General features: G+C 65.0%; 12 protein-coding genes. 8 read left to right on the forward strand and 4 right to left on the reverse strand.

Annotated features, from left to right (window positions below; all coding sequences use genetic code 11):
• Window positions 1-70: 70 nt before the first annotated feature.
• From recO to AB7G19_RS18785, 4 genes are all read left to right on the forward strand, one after another.
• Window positions 71-823 (forward strand): DNA repair protein RecO, encoded by a 753-nt coding sequence (gene recO / locus AB7G19_RS18770; RefSeq protein ID WP_283016767.1) that lies wholly within the window; start codon window positions 71-73, stop codon window positions 821-823.
• Window positions 824-1,358: 535 nt separating this feature from the next.
• Window positions 1,359-3,617 carry a DNA topoisomerase IV subunit A gene (gene parC, locus AB7G19_RS18775; protein ID WP_283016765.1) on the forward strand — a complete coding sequence of 753 codons (2,259 nt, stop codon included), beginning with the start codon at window positions 1,359-1,361 and terminating at the stop codon, window positions 3,615-3,617.
• 295 nt (window positions 3,618-3,912) lie between these two features.
• Window positions 3,913-5,463, forward strand: a complete 1,551-nt coding sequence (locus AB7G19_RS18780) for an ABC transporter substrate-binding protein (protein ID WP_283016763.1) — start codon at window positions 3,913-3,915, stop codon at window positions 5,461-5,463.
• A 4-nt stretch (window positions 5,464-5,467) separates the two neighbouring features.
• Window positions 5,468-7,012, forward strand: a complete 1,545-nt coding sequence (locus AB7G19_RS18785; RefSeq protein WP_283016762.1) for a GMC family oxidoreductase — start codon at window positions 5,468-5,470, stop codon at window positions 7,010-7,012.
• A 2-nt stretch (window positions 7,013-7,014) separates the two neighbouring features.
• Here AB7G19_RS18785 and AB7G19_RS18790 read toward each other — a convergent pair whose 3' ends face one another.
• A complete protein-coding gene (locus tag AB7G19_RS18790) occupies window positions 7,015-7,746 on the reverse strand; it encodes an outer membrane protein (RefSeq protein ID WP_283016761.1) in 732 nt (243 codons plus the stop codon).
• 356 nt (window positions 7,747-8,102) lie between these two features.
• On the opposite strand from AB7G19_RS18790, the gene AB7G19_RS18795 reads away from it, so the two are divergent.
• Entirely contained in the window at window positions 8,103-9,728 is a 1,626-nt protein-coding gene (locus tag AB7G19_RS18795; RefSeq protein ID WP_283016760.1) for a hypothetical protein, read from the forward strand.
• On the opposite strand, the gene chrA is transcribed toward AB7G19_RS18795, so the two are convergent.
• Window positions 9,725-11,110 carry a chromate efflux transporter gene (chrA, locus tag AB7G19_RS18800; RefSeq protein WP_283016759.1) on the reverse strand — a complete coding sequence of 462 codons (1,386 nt, stop codon included), beginning with the start codon at window positions 11,108-11,110 and terminating at the stop codon, window positions 9,725-9,727. The two genes, AB7G19_RS18795 and chrA, sit on opposite strands and share 4 nt — an antisense overlap.
• Window positions 11,110-11,928, reverse strand: coding sequence for a chromate resistance protein ChrB domain-containing protein (locus tag AB7G19_RS18805; protein WP_354114342.1), 819 nt, complete (start codon window positions 11,926-11,928; stop codon window positions 11,110-11,112). The genes chrA and AB7G19_RS18805 overlap by 1 nt, the downstream gene beginning before the upstream one ends.
• Before the next feature lie 194 nt (window positions 11,929-12,122).
• Between AB7G19_RS18805 and dmeF the strand changes: the two genes are divergently transcribed.
• From dmeF to AB7G19_RS18820, 3 genes are all read left to right on the forward strand, one after another.
• Window positions 12,123-13,097 (forward strand): CDF family Co(II)/Ni(II) efflux transporter DmeF, encoded by a 975-nt coding sequence (dmeF, locus tag AB7G19_RS18810; RefSeq protein WP_354114341.1) that lies wholly within the window; start codon window positions 12,123-12,125, stop codon window positions 13,095-13,097.
• A gap of 86 nt (window positions 13,098-13,183) precedes the next feature.
• A complete protein-coding gene (locus tag AB7G19_RS18815) occupies window positions 13,184-14,017 on the forward strand; it encodes an N-acyl homoserine lactonase family protein (RefSeq protein ID WP_354114340.1) in 834 nt (277 codons plus the stop codon).
• An 81-nt stretch (window positions 14,018-14,098) separates the two neighbouring features.
• Entirely contained in the window at window positions 14,099-14,977 is an 879-nt protein-coding gene (locus AB7G19_RS18820; protein WP_354114339.1) for a DMT family transporter, read from the forward strand.
• Here the strand turns inward: AB7G19_RS18820 and AB7G19_RS18825 are convergent.
• Window positions 14,974-15,165: a hypothetical protein gene (locus AB7G19_RS18825; RefSeq protein WP_354114338.1), complete on the reverse strand. Its 192-nt coding sequence runs from the start codon at window positions 15,163-15,165 to the stop codon at window positions 14,974-14,976. The two genes, AB7G19_RS18820 and AB7G19_RS18825, sit on opposite strands and share 4 nt — an antisense overlap.
• Window positions 15,166-15,181 lie beyond the last annotated feature (16 nt).

A 15,181-nucleotide genomic window follows, 5' to 3' on the forward strand; every position in this document is an offset into this window, starting at 1 on the left:
GGATCAAATTGGTGGGCACGCTTCGCTTTGCCCGTCCTACACTCACCTGAAATGCGATAAGCTCCGTTCCATGGAATGGACCGACGAAGGCATCGTGCTGGGCGTGCGGCGGCATGGCGAGAGCAGCGCCATCGTCGAGCTGCTGACGCGTGCGCACGGCCGGCATCTCGGCCTCGTGCGCGGTGGCGCCGGTTCGCGGATGCGGCCGCTCTTGCAGCCCGGCAACAGCGTCGGTGTGGTGTGGCGGGCGCGGCTCGACGAGCATCTCGGCACCTATGCGATTGAGGGCCTCAAGCTGCGCGCGGCGACGCTGCTGGGATCCGCCCACGGGGTCTATGGCGTCACCCATCTCGCCTCGATTGCGCGGCTGCTTCCGGAGCGCGATCCGCACGAAGACATCTTTGCGATGCTCGAACATTCACTCGATGATTTCGACGATATCGGCAGTGCCGCGGTGCACCTCATCCATTTCGAGCTGGCGATGCTCGCCGAGCTCGGCTTTGGGCTGGCGCTGGAAAACTGCGCGGTGACCGGCGAGACCACGGATCTGATCTATGTTTCGCCGAAATCCGGCGGCGCGGTGTCGCGCGGGGCCGGCGAGCCATGGCGCGACCGGCTGTTGCGCCTGCCGCCGTTCCTGCGTCGTGGCGAGGCCGCGAGCGACCTCACCGACCAGGATCTCCAGGACGGCTTCCGGCTCACCGGCCTGTTCCTGCTGCGCCATGTGCTGGAGCCGCGCGGCCAAGGCCATTCCGACGCGCGCGCCGGCTTCATCAATGCGCTGACGCGGCAGCAGGCGAATTTGGCCATTCCGGCGCCATGACCTGAGAGCGCTTCTGCCCTGTCGCCAGACATGGAAGTTCCCCGGGAACGAAATCCGCCTGGTCGAATTGGCCCTCGCAGGGTTCCACAACGGGGACAGCCAAAAATGTTGATCAAGGGATTCGCCGTGTCGGCGGCGTTGCTTGCGTTCGCGCCTGACGCCGCGGCTGGCGAGCCGCAACTGGGTGTCTTTCGCCGGGCATCCTGCACCGTGATCCGGTATTACGTGGCGAAATTGCGAAGCAAGACCGTGTCTACCCCAAGATTCGCGGTCTGAGCCGCGGCGAATTCCAGCGCGAGCGGAATACGGCGACAGATGGCAGCCACTTTTCGCTGCGGCCGCAGAGAGTTGGGCGCGGTCCAAGGGGGCAACGGAGGCCGAAATCGAAGTCGCCCGGCGTTGCCTGACCAATGCGCCGGTCACCGCGCAAGCCAAGACCCAGCAGCCAGTGACCGCCGGCTGGGCAGGGCAATAGCCGCCCACAGGGAACCAATCGATCCTTGCCCGATTCGTTTCCACGGTTTAACCGGGCGGCATGGGAAAACGATTGATTCCGCCGGAGGAACCGGCCGAAATTCACGAGGTGCCGCTGCGTGAGGCGCTGGAAGAGCGCTATCTCGCCTATGCGCTCTCCACCATCATGCACCGTGCGCTGCCGGATGCGCGCGACGGTCTGAAGCCGGTGCACCGGCGCATCCTCTACGGCATGCGCTTGCTCCGGCTCGACCCCGGCACGGCGTTCAAGAAATCCGCCAAGATCGTCGGCGACGTGATGGGCTCGTTCCATCCGCATGGCGACCAGGCGATCTATGACGCCATGGTACGCCTCGCGCAGGATTTCTCCTCGCGCTACCCGCTGGTCGACGGCCAAGGCAATTTTGGCAATATCGACGGCGATAACCCGGCTGCCTATCGCTACACCGAAGCGCGCATGACCGACGTGGCGCGGCTTCTGCTCGAGGGCATCGACGAGGACGGCGTCGAGTTCCGGCCCAACTACGACGGCCAGTCGAAAGAGCCGGTCGTGCTGCCCGGCGGCTTTCCGAACCTGCTTGCCAACGGCGCGCAAGGCATCGCGGTCGGCATGGCGACCTCGATCCCGCCGCACAACGCGGCCGAGCTCTGCGACGCCGCGCTGCACCTGATCGAGAAGCCCGACGCGAAATCCAAGGCGCTGCTGAAGTGGGTCAAGGGCCCGGATTTCCCGACCGGCGGCATCTGCGTCGATTCCAAGCAGGCGATCGCTGAAGCCTATACGACCGGTCGCGGCTCGTTCCGTGTTCGCGCTCGATGGGAGCAGGAAGAGGGTACGCGAGGCACCTGGGTCGTCGTCGTCACCGAGATTCCCTTCCTGGTGCAGAAGTCGCGCCTGATCGAGAAGGTCGCCGAGCTGCTGGACCAGAAGAAGCTGCCGCTGGTCGGCGACATCAGGGACGAGTCGGCCGAAGACGTCCGCATCGTGATCGAGCCGAAGTCGAAGAACGTCGATCCCGCCCTGATGATGGAATCGTTGTTCCGGCTGACCGAGCTCGAAAACAAGATTCCGCTGAACCTCAACGTGCTGATCAAGGGCCGCATCCCCAAGGTCGTCGGGCTCGCGGAGTGCTTGCGCGAATGGCTCGACCATCTGCGCGACGTCCTGATCCGCCGGACCAACTTCCGCAAGGCGCAGATCGAGAACCGGCTCGAAGTTCTGGGCGGTTTGTTGATCGCGTACTTGAACCTCGACGAGGTGATCAGGATCATCCGCACCGTGGACGAGCCGAAGCCGGCGCTGATCAAGGCGTTCAAGCTTACCGAGGTGCAGGCCGAGGCCATCCTCAACATGCGCCTGCGTAGCTTGCGCAAGCTCGAGGAAATGGAGATCCGCACCGAGGAAAAGAACCTCCGCGCCGAGCTCAAGGGCATCAACGCGGTGCTCGCCTCGGAGCCGGAGCAGTGGAAGAAGGTCGGCGAGCAGGTCGGCAAGGTCCGCGACATGTTTGGACCGAAGACGCCGCTCGGCAAGCGCCGCACCACCTTTGCGGATGCGCCCGAGCACGACCTCGCCGCAATGGAAGAAGCCCTCGTCGAGCGCGAGCCGGTGACGGTCGTGGTCTCCGACAAGGGCTGGATCCGCACCATGAAGGGCCATGTCGAGGATCTCTCGGGGCTCGCCTTCAAGCAAGACGACAAGCTCGGTTTTGCCTTCTTCGCGGAGACGACCTCGAAGCTCTTGCTGTTCGCCACCAACGGCAAATTCTACTCGCTCGATGTCGCGAAGCTTCCGGGCGGTCGCGGCCATGGCGAGCCGATCCGTCTGTTCATCGACCTCGAGCAGGAGGCCGCTCCCGTCGCGCTGTTCGTCAACAAGGGCGGGCGTAAATTCCTGGTCGCGAGCCACGAGGGCCAGGGTTTCGTCGTCAACGAGGACGATTGCGTCGGCACCACCAAGAAAGGCAAGCAGGTCCTCAACGTCGACATGCCGAACGAGGCGCGCACGGTCACCGAGGTGATCGGCGACACCGTCGCGGTCATCGGCGAGAACCGCAAGATGCTGGTCTTCCCGCTCGACCAGGTGCCGGAGATGGCCCGCGGTCGCGGCGTGCGCCTGCAGAAGTACAAGGACGGCGGCCTGTCCGACGTCGCCGTGTTCGAGGCCAAGGCGGGCCTGACCTGGAAGGACTCCGCTGGCCGCGAATTCTCCGCGACCATGAAGGAGCTTGCGGAGTGGCAAGGCACCCGCGCGGATGCCGGCCGCCTGCCGCCGAAGGGTTTCCCGAAGTCGAACAAGTTCGGCAAGGTGATCGGGTAAGCAGGCTCGTGTCCCGGATGCGCTGCAGCGTGAAACGCTGCTGCGCAGAGCCGGGACGCCACAACACAGGTGTCATGCCCCGGCTTGACCGGGGCATCCAGTACGCCGCGGCTTCTCGGTTTCATCACGCCCCTCTCCGGAATACTGGATCGCCTGCATTCGCGGGCGATGACAGCGAGTGTGGCGCAAACGCTTGGCAGATAGGCGTGAGCGCATAAGTGCCTGCGTCGATCGGGCACGAACATTGCTTTTTCTTTGCCTGCAAATGAACTCTCAAGAAGAAGCAAAAGGCACAATGTTCAAACTGAAGGCTTTTATTCCGGCGCTGTTCGGCCTCGCGCTGGTCGCGGCGCCCGCGCATGCGGCGGGCAATCTCGTTGCAGTGCTCGAGGCGGAGATCGTCACGCTCGATCCGCATTTTTCCACGGCCTACATTTCGCGCACGTTTGGCTACATGGTGTTCGACACGCTCTTTGCGAAAGACTCCAAGGGCGACATCAAGCCGCAGATGGTGCAGGACTGGAAAGTCTCATCCGACGGATTGACCTATACGTTCACGCTGCGCGACGGCCTGAAATGGCATGACGGCCAGCCGGTCACGGCGGCCGATTGCATGGCGTCGCTGCGCCGCTGGGGCACCCGCAGCGCTCTCGGCCGTCGGATCTTCGCGATCACAGCCTCGCTCGAGCCGACGGATGCGAAAACCTTCGTGCTGACGCTGAAGGAGCCGTCCGGCCTCGTGATCGATGCGCTCGGCAATCCCGTCAGCCCCGTCGCCTTCATCATGCCCGAGCGCATCGCGAAAACACCCGGCGACCAGCGCATCACGGAGATCATTGGCTCCGGCCCGTTCGTCTACAGCAAGGCCGATCACCGCACCGGCGATCGTATGATCCTGAAGAAATTCGCCGACTATGTGCCGCGCCCCGAGCCCGCCGATTTCCTCGCCGGCGGCAAGCGCGTCGGCATCGACACGCTCGAGATCCGCGTCATCCCTGATGGTGCGACCGCCGCGTCCGCGCTGCAGGCCGGGGAGGTCGACTTCATGCAATATGCGCCGTTCGATCTGTTGCCGCAGCTGGAAAAGAATTCCCGCGTCAAGCTGGTCAATTTCACCGGCGGCAACATGTTCGCCGGCGCCTATCGTCTCAACGCCGCATCGAAGCCGTTTGATGATCCGGAAATTCGCCGCGTGCTGTGGAAGCTGGTCGACCAGCGCGAGGTGCTGGATGCGCTCGGGCTCGATGCCAAATACGCCGCTCCCTGCGCGACGTTCTTCACCTGCGGCACCACCTATGAGAGCAAGGCGGGCACGGAAGCGGCCGCGAAGACGTCGATTGAAGCCGCGAAAGCCGCGTTGAAGGCGACCAAATATGCCGGCGAGCCCGTGGTCGTCATGGAAGCCAACGACCTCGAAGCCCCGCGCGTCTCGGCGCAGGTGCTGGCTGAGCGGCTGAAGCAGGCCGGGTTCAACGTCGATCTCCAGGTGATGGACTGGGCGAGCGTGCTGGCGCGCCGCGCCAAGAGGGAGGGCTGGAGCGTCTATGGCGTCCACGCCGGCGGTTTTGATCTGGGCTCGCCGCTGACCAACGTCATGGTCGCCTTCAACTGCGCCGACTTCACCGGCTGGCAATGCGATGCGCGCATCACACCCTTGATGGAGGCCTTCGCCAAGGCGCCTGCCGAGGAGGATCGCAAGAAGATCGCCGGCGAGATTCAGAGCGTCATGTACGATCAGGCGCCCGCGATCCCGTGGGGCCAGTTCGCGCAGCCGGCGGCCTATCGCGCCACGCTGCGCGGTCTGATACCGTCCGCCATCCCGGTGTTCTGGAACGTTGAGAAGTAACGCGATGTACGATGTCATTGTTGTCGGCGGCGGCTCCGCCGGCGCCGCTGTTGCGGCACGGCTTTCCGAGGATCCCGCACGGCGTGTCCTGCTGCTCGAGGCGGGGCTGGACTGGCGCGCCGACGAGGCGCCCTGGGAGGTGATGACGCCAAATCCGATCCCGATCATCCACAAGCGTGAGTACCAGGAGAAATGGCAATGGCCTGATCTCCTGACGCGCCGGGTGGCCGGGCAGGAGCCGCGCTTCTACTGGCGCGGCAAGGGGCTTGGCGGCTCATCGATGATGAACGGCCAGATTGCCATCCGCGGCGTCGCCGACGCGTTCGACGAATGGGCAGCCAATGGCTGCACCGGCTGGTCGGCCAAGGACGTGATGCCGCTGTTCTCGGTGATCGAGGATGATTTGGAATTTGGTGACGCCCCGGGCCATGGAAGCGGCGGACCGCTGCCGGTCTATCGCGCTCCGCCCGAGAAGTGGGGCCCGATCGACCGCGGCCTCCGCGATGCGGCGCTGGCGAGCGGCTATCCCTGGTGCGCCGACCTCAACGGTCCTGATGGCGAGGGCGTCGCCTGCTATCCCATCAACAGCCGGGACAGCCGCCGCATCACGACCAACGAGGGTTATCTCGAGCCGGCGCGCGGCCGTGCCAATCTCGAGATTCGCGGGCACGCGCTGGTCGATCGCGTGCTGATCAGCGACGGCCGGGCGACCGGCCTTCGTGTTCACTTCGAAGGGCAGGGCACCCACGAGATCAGCGCGCGCCAGATCGTGCTCTGCGCCGGCGCCATCCACAGTCCGGCGATCCTGCTGCGTTCTGGCATCGGACCGGCGGATGAGCTGAAGGCGATGGGGATCGCGGTCGAGCGCGATCTGCCGGTCGGCCGCCACTTCTTCGACCACCCGTTGTTTCGCGTCACGGTCCAGCTCCACGAAAATCTGCGGCCGACCGATCCGGACACCCGCCACACCAATTGCTGCGTGACCTATTCCTCCGGCCTCGCCGATGGCGGCAAGCGCGACATGATCCTGATCGCGTTCAACCACCGCGGCATCGGCGTGCCTGGAGCGATCGGCGCCGGCCTGTTCAACGCCTATTCGCGCGGCACGCTCAAGCTGGCCTCGACCGATCCGGCGATCGATCCCATCGTCGAGGAGAACATGCTTGCCGATCCCCGCGACATGCTGCGCATGATGGACGCGGTGAAACGGCTGGCCGTGATCACCTCGCAGCCGGCGCTTTCAGGCATTGCCGATTGGATCAGGCTGACCGACACCGATCTGACGCTGCCGCAAGCTGCGGCCTTGCCGGATCACGAGCTCGATGCGCTGCTGCGCCGCGAGACCGGAGACATCCAGCATGCCGCCGGCAGTTGCCGCATGAGCGGCGTTAACGACGCTGACGGCGTGGTCAACCCTGATGGCACGGTGAAGGGCATAAGCGGCCTGCGCGTGGCCGACGCCTCGATCATGCCGTCCGACTGCCGCGCCAATACCCACTTCACGACGGTGGTGATCGGCGAGGCGATTGCGCGGATGATGATGCGTTAGCGCTAGAAGTGATAGTTCACGCCTGCCGTCACGGCGTGAATGCGATCCTTCAGGCTGAAGATGTTGACGGTCGTGCCGGCCCCATTGCTCAGCAACGCGCTGTGGTCGCCGAAGTCGTAATAGTCGTACTCGAAAACCGCGGACCAATGCGGCGCGAACGCCCAGTCGACGCCGGTGCCGGCGGTCCAGCCGGTTCGGGTGCTGGCTCCGCTGGGATTGACGGGGACGCCACCAGCGGGCGTGAAGGCATCGTCAAGCTTTTCACGCGTCCAGGCGCCGCCGCCCCGGACGAACACCAGCCAGCGATCAGCGAACGCGTAGCCGAGCCGCGCGGTGGCCGAAGCCAGGAAGTCGTTGCTCATCGTGAACTGGCTGGGGACGACGACGCCGGTCACGAGGTTTCTGACGGTGCCGGCGTGCGAGTTGCGGAGGCTGCTCCAGGCAGCACGGCCTTCGGCACCCACGACCCATCTGGTCGCGAATTGATAGTCGCAGCCGACCTGTCCGCCCCCAACGAAGCCTGTTGAACTGAAGGAGACAGAGTTTCCAAGCGAGTTGGTGGTCCGGTCGTCGCTGACGACACCGCCGACGTGTGCGCCGACGTAGCAACCGGTCCAGGTGAAGGGGATAGGCGCGAGGGGAGGTGCCTTCACCGCCAGATCAGCCGCCAAGGCCGCGCTGGAAAATCCCAATGCCAAAAGCCCGCCCACCCAAGCGACCGCGAAACGCCCCATGTCAGTCCCCATTCCCGCCTGCGACAACTTGGCACATGTCTGCCAGAAATGCCGCTGCTCGGGAAAGTGCAATTCGCATGATGTGCACAATTTGGGGTAGAGCCGTGGCGCAAATGTCACGCTCGGATCCGATGCACGCGGCGAGCATGACGGCTCGTTGACGTCGATGCTGATTTTACCTGGTGCCATCGAAGGTGAACCACTTCACAGCGGTCACAGCGGGGTCGTGCTAGCATTCGACAGTGCTGGCTGACCCAGCACCATGGCCGGAGTTCGGCTCAAATTACGCCATGCCCGATAAGCGCTGGCGGTTCGCATTTTCAGACGCTGTTCCCGCAATGAAGGGAGGTCTGGCAATGAGCGACACTCCAAAACCCGTGCCCGCCGACGAGTCGGCTCAGGCGGACCTTGCAGAGTCTGAAGCTCCGGCGCCCGCATCCGGATTCGCCAAACGGCTGGAATCGTTCTTCGAGGTGATTCCATTTCTTGGCGGCGTTTTCATCGTGGTCCTCAGCGTGGAGCCGCTCCGCAATTTCATCTGGGACTCACGCCAGGTGATCATCCCGATCGTGGTGTTCGCCGCTGTCGTCATCCCGACGATCTTGCTGATGCCGATCGGGCAGCGATGGCTGAGAGAGAGCAAGGCGTCCACACGAGCGGGGCTCTTCATATTCTTCATGCTGGTGCTGGTGTCGATCGTGGCCATTGTTGCCTCGCTCGGCAAATTCTACCAGTACACGGTGCTGCGCGGCGTGTTCCTGGCCGTGGTGTGCCTGCTGCCCGGCGCAATGTGGTATCTCTTCGTCGGAACGCGCAAGGCGAGCCTGCTGAACGAATACCTGGTCAATCTCGATCGTCTGGGGCTGTTGCGCCAGGTGCGGAACGAGGATGCGGCGATCCGGGGACGTCGCGTTCAGGGGTATCTTCAGAAGTTCGAAGCCATCTATGGCGAGCTTGCGCCGAACGTCTATGCGGATGTGCTGAGCGGCCGTCTCGGCAAATATTCAAGGGCGGATACCGGCGGCGTGACGACACTCTCGACTGCGACGGTCCCGGTCTTGCTCGCCACGGTGCTGATTTCGCTCGGCTGGTTTGTCACGCTGCCGCCGTATCAGGCCGACGTTGTCTTCACCGTGAGTCCGGGCGTGCAGGCGCTGACGCCGTCGGGCACGCCGGTCCAGCTCGCGTTCCTCGGCGCCTATTTCTTCTCGCTCCAGATGCTGTTTCGCCGCTACGTCCTGGAGGATCTCGGTGGCAGCGCCTATGTCGCGGTGTCGCTGCGCATCATTCTGGCCGTCATCGGGATCTGGACCTTCACGGCTGTGTCTAGCGCGAACGACCATCTGCTTCTGCTCGCCGGCTTCGTCTTCGGCGTATTCCCGCGCGTGCTCTGGCAGGTCGTGGAGCAGATGTTCAAGAAGGCGGCGGGCCTCATCTTGCCGAGCATGGTCTCGCAATTGCCGATCAGCGATCTCGATGGTCTCACCGTCTGGCACGAGGTCAGGCTCGAGGAGGAGGACATCGAGAACGTCCCGAATATGGCGACTGCCGACATCGTCGAGCTCTTGCTCAACACGCGCCTTCCGCCGGAGCGGATCATCGACTGGACCGACCAGGCCATCCTCTATACGCAGCTTGGGCCGCAGCCCAAGCCGAAGGAAGGAGGCAGCGCACGCGAAAAGCTACGCACGCACGGTATCCGCACGGCGAGCTCGCTGCTGTGGGCTTCGTGGCAGGCGCGACTCCAGGGAAGGTCCGAGGAGTTCGATCGGATTTTGCAGGGGGCCGATGGCGCCAGCGCGATGCCGGCGCTGGAGGACTCGCTCCGCACCAATTCGAATCTCGATCTGATCGAGCAGTGGCGCGGCACCTGCGATGCCGCGCAGCGTCCCTCGGCGCAGCCGGGCGCGGAGCAACCGTCGCGCCTGCTCGAGCCGCGCGACGGAGAGTTCGACCCCGGTCGTGCGGCTGCCGCGGCCTAGATCAGGCCCACCAGCCTTAGCACCACACCCACGGCGCAGCTGCCGGCGAGCACGGTGAGCATGCCGAGCTTGAAGCGGAAGATCGCGGTCGCGGCCGCGATCGACAGCAGCAGCGCCGGGACGTCAACGCTCGTCAGCACCGGCCTGTCGAAGGACAGCGGGAAGGCGTGCACCGGCACGGTCTCGCGGAACAGCGTGTGCAGCGCGAACCAGATCGAGAGGTTAAGGATCACGCCGACGACGGCGGCGGTGATCGCGCTGAGTGCACCGGCGAGGCCCGTGTTACCGCGCAGGCGCTCGATATAGGGGGCGCCGACGAAGATCCAGAGGAAGCAGGGCGTGAACGTGACCCAGGTCGCAAGCAATCCGCCAAGCGTCGCTGCAAGCATCGGCGACAGGCCGCTTGGATCGCGATAGGCGGCCATGAAGCCAACGAACTGAAGCACCATGATCAACGGGCCGGGCGTGGTCTCGGCCATGCCGAGACCGTCGAGCATCTCGTGCGGCTTCAGCCAGTGATAATGCTCGACTGCCTGTTGCGCAACATATGCCAGCACCGCATAAGCGCCGCCGAACGTGACCAGCGCCATCTTCGAGAAGAACAGCGCGATCTGGCTGAACACGCTGGCTTGACCAAGAATCAAAAGCAGCGCGATCACCGGCACCAGCCAGAGCGCGAGCCAGAGCGCACCGACGCGGATCGCGCGCGCGGTGTTGGGGCGCACATGCTCGGGAACGGCTTCGCCGAGCATGCTGTCGATCACGGCGGTGCTGCCGCCGGGACCGTGAGCCGCCGGGGCAAACTCCGGACGGCCGGCCCGCGCGCCGACATATCCGATCACGCCGGCGGCGATGATGATGATCGGGAAGGGGACCGCGAAGAAGAAGATCGCGACGAAGGCGATTGCGGCGAGCCCAATCATGATGCGGTTCTTAAGCGCGCGCTTGCCGACGCGCACCACAGCCTCGAGGACGATGGTGAGCACGGCGGCCTTGAGCCCAAAGAACAGCGCCTCGACGAAGCTGACATTGCCGAAAGCCGCGTAGATGTAGCTGAGGCCCATGATCGCGATGATGCCGGGCAGGACGAAGAGCCCGCCCGCCATCAGCCCGCCGGCGGTGCGATGCATCAGCCAGCCGACATAGGTGGCCAGCTGCTGCGCCTCCGGTCCCGGCAAGAGCATGCAGTAGTTCAGCGCATGCAGGAATCGGCCTTCGGAGATCCAGTTCTTCTCCTCGACCAGGATGCGATGCATCACCGCGATCTGGCCCGCGGGGCCGCCGAAGCTCAGGCAGGCGACGCGGAGCCAGACACGGAAGGCTTCGCCGAAGCTGATGCCGTGACCGGCATCAGCTTCCGTTGGATTGGCGCGGGTGTCCATCACGCCTTCACCTTGTTGGTCGGCCAGTTGTGGGTCTCGGCCGTAGCGTCGCGGCACCAGCGGTAGAAGGCGTCGTAGAGCGTCATGCCGGCTTCGAGCTGCTCGAGATCGTCGTCGTACATCCGCGACAGCCCGAGCGAGGCCGCGAGCAGGCCGGGGGCTTCCGGCGCGAGGTCGGGCCGCGCGGTGTCTGCGCCACGGACCAGCGTGGCAAGCCGCAGCAGGGGCGGTGTTGCAATCCCGAACTCCTCGATCATCACGTCGAAGGTGCAGAGCTCGCCGCGGTGACTCCAGAACACGTTCTCGATGTCGAACGGCGCCGCGTTGAAACGCTCGCCCACGGCGACCACTTCAGAGGGCGCGACGAACAGGAACACCGCGTTGGGATCGACAAAGCGGCGGATCAGCCAGGGGCAGGCGATGCGATCGACCTTCGGCCGGGCCCGCGTCACCCAGACGGTGCGTCCCTTCGCGTCGCGTGGCGGCAGCTTGCGGGTGTCGAGCAGCGGCAGCTTTGCCGCCTTCCAGCCCTCGAACCCCCCCTCCAGCGTCTCGGCCGCCACGCCGAGCTGGCGAAGCCAGGCCGCCGTGCCCTGCGCGAGCTTTTCGCCCCGGAAGCACGAGACGATCGCGGAACGGCCCGCGAAGTCGCCGCCCCAGTCCGGAACATTCTCGTGGCTGAGCTTGATCGAACCGGGAATCAGCCGCCGGTCGGCGGCGAAATCCTCGTCCGTGCGCACGTCGATCAGGGCAGGGGCGTTCGCCGTGCCGATCAGCCGTGCCAATTTGTCAGCAGATATCGTTGTGTAGGAAGACATGATGCGCCCTCGTAAAGACAAACGGGACGCGATACTTGGGCTTGTCGCCTCGTGGGGAGATCGCTCAATCCCCATGAGCGTCATTACAACGAAACCGCGCCGGGCTGTCAATCGGCTCGTTGACTTGATTTTGCCCGGACATTCCGCAGGTCTATATTGCGGGTCAACGGACCGGACCTTTCGGAGACTTTTCGATGCATTCCCATTCGACCGAGCAATGGACCCATGACCACGCCTTTCTGGGCGAGAAGCACGACGAGAACGAGCGGCGCACCTGGCTCGTGGTCGTCCTGACCCTGGTCATGATGGTCGGCGAGATCGTTGCCGGCTCGCTGTTCGGCTCGATGGCGCTTTTGGCCGACGGCTGGCACATGGGCACGCATGCGGCCGCGCTTGGCATTGCCGCTTTCGCCTACCGTTTCGCGCGCCGGCACCTGGGGAATGCGCATTTCACCTTCGGCACGGGCAAGTTCGGCGATCTCGCCGCCTTCTCCAGCGCGATCATCCTGGGTCTGATCGCGGTCGAGATCGCCTATGAGAGCGTGCTGCGGCTGTTCACGCCGGTGCCGATCGTCTATGGCGAGGCCATCGCGGTCGCCGCCCTCGGCCTCTGCGTCAACCTCGCCAGCGCGTGGTTGCTGCGCGACAGCCATGATCATCATCATCAAGGCCATGACCACGGCCATGACTACGGCCTTGGGCATGCGCATGATGATCACGACGACCACGGTCATCACCGCCATCATCACGACAACAATCTTCGCGCGGCCTATGTCCACGTCATGGCGGATGCGGCGACCTCGGTGCTGGCGATCGCAGCGCTGGTGGTCGCGATGTATTCGGGATGGGTCTGGGCCGATCCGGCCGTCGGCCTGATCGGCAGCGCCGTGATCGCGAGCTGGGCGTTCGGCCTGGTCAAGTCATCAGGCGCGGTGCTGCTCGACGTGCGCGCCGACGAGAAGCTCGAACGCACCATCCGCGCGCGGATGGAAGTCGGCGAGGACCGCGTCACCGACTTGCATCTCTGGCAGGTCGGCCCCGGCCATTGCGCCGTGCTGGTCTCGGTGGTGTCGGACAAGCCGAAGCAGCCGGCCGTCTATAAGAAGCGGCTCGCCGGGCTGAAGGGCCTGAGCCACGTCACGGTCGAGGTCGAGACCTGCCCGCATTGATGTGATCTGCCGAAACGGAATTCGGCGGCGCGGCCGGGGTTGATCCTCGGTCGCAGCCATACACGGCTCTGCAAGAGGGACCAAGGATGATGCCCAGGATCAAGTTTGCTCTCGCCGTTGCCGCGCTGGCTCTGTCCGGCCACGCGGCCGTTGCGCAGTCCGAGAAATCGGGCGTCGAAAAGCTCTACGTCCTCAATTGCGGGGAGGGCACCGCCGGGGACATCTCGCGCTGGACGCCCGGCCTGAACGAGGGCAAGTCGATGGACTTCGTCGACAGCTGCTATCTCATCAAGCACAGCAGCAAGGGCTGGTTCCTGTGGGACACCGGCATCGCCGATGCCGTCGCCGCCATGCCGAATGGCCTTGTCCCCACCGATCCCAAGGCCGTGACCTGGCGTCGGCCGAAGACGTTGGCCGCCCAGCTCGAACAGCTCGGCCTCAAGCCGGATGACGTCAAGGCGATGGCGGTGTCGCACACGCATCCTGATCATACCGGCAATGTCGAGCTGTTCCCGCAGGCCACGCTCTACGTGCAGAAGGCCGAATATGACTGGCCCGGCGCCAACAACGAACCGCGCTTCAAGCCCTCGCATCCGGTCGAGTTGCTCGCGGGTGACAAGGACGTGTTCGGCGACGGCAGCCTGACCATCCTGTCGACGCCCGGCCACACGCCGGGACACCAGTCGCTGCTGGTGAAACTGCCGAAAACCGGTGCGGTGGTGCTGTCGGGCGACGCCGTCCACTTCAAGGACAATTGGGACAACCGCCGCGTCCCCAGCATGAACGCCAACAAGGACCAGAGCGCGGCGTCGATGCAGAAGATCGCCGATACGCTCGACAAGGAGAAGGCGCAGCTCTGGATCAACCACGACAAGGCCCAGCGCGACGGCCAGAAGATGGCGCCTGAGTTTTACGACTAGCGTTTGCGCCGAGGTTGCTGCCATGACGCTGGCAGCAGCAGCGTGCTACGGCCCGGGCAAGCTCCGCGACAGGAGATGATCGTGGGAGAGTGGGCCGGGGTTGCGATCGCGCTGGCGTCGAGCAGCCTCGGCGGCACGGCCGCGGCGATCACCCGCTATCTCGTCGGTGGCGCCGATCCGGTTCTGCTGGCGATCCTGCGCTGGGGGATCGGCTTTCTCTGCCTGTTGCCTTGCGCGCTGCTGCTTGGCGTGCGCTGGCCGCAGCGGCCCGACTGGCCGGCGGTGGCCCTGCTCGGCATCTGCTTCTTCGGCCTGTTCTTCATCCTCTACAATATCGCGGTGTCCTACACGACCGCTGCGCGCGCCAGTCTCGCGCTGGCGACGCTGCCGCTCCACACCATGGTGGTCGGTGCGATCCTCGGCGTCGAGCGGTTGACGGCGCGCAAGGTCATTGGCGTTGGCATCGCCGTGCTCGGTGTGACAGCCGCGCTGGCAGCGGGGCTCGCCCAGAGCCCGCCCGGCGCCTGGCTCGGCGAACTGATCATGACCGGTGCCGTGTTCTGCATGGCGTTCTACAACGTGCTGTCGCGCCCGCTGATGCAGCGCTCAAGCGCATTGGGTTTTCTCACCGTCGGCATGGGCGCGGGCGCCGCCGTGCTGGTGCTGGCGGGGTTCGTGAAGGGCAGCTTTGCGGCGCTCGGTCACTTCACGACGGGGCAGTGGATCGCCGGCATCTATCTCGGCATCGGCGGCGGCGCGCTCGCCTTCATCCTCTGGGTGATGGCGCTGGCGCGGGCGACGCCGACCCGCGTTGCCAATACCATGACGGTCAATCCGATTGCCGCGACCTTGCTGGCGGCGCTGCTCGTGGGCGAGCCGATCACGGCAAACCTTCTGATCGGGCTGGTTGCTGTGTTCGCCGGCATCTGGATCGCGACCAGCCAGGCGAAGCCGGCCTAGTTGCGCGGTGCCGTGACCGGGGGCGGGCTGGAGTCCGGTGTCTTCTTCGGCTTGAGCGTGCCGGCGTAGAACGAGAGCAGCCAGACCAGGATGATGGCGAGGAGATAGACGCCCCAGGCCTGCGGCGGCGTGGTTGCCCAGCGCAGCAGGCCTTTGAAGGTGCGGGGCGGGCTGTTGTCTTCGCTCATGGCCCGCTTGTGCGCG

The sequence above is a fragment of the Bradyrhizobium sp. 215_C5_N1_1 genome (genome assembly GCF_052075935.1).
Lineage (GTDB): Bacteria > Pseudomonadota > Alphaproteobacteria > Rhizobiales > Xanthobacteraceae > Bradyrhizobium > Bradyrhizobium barranii.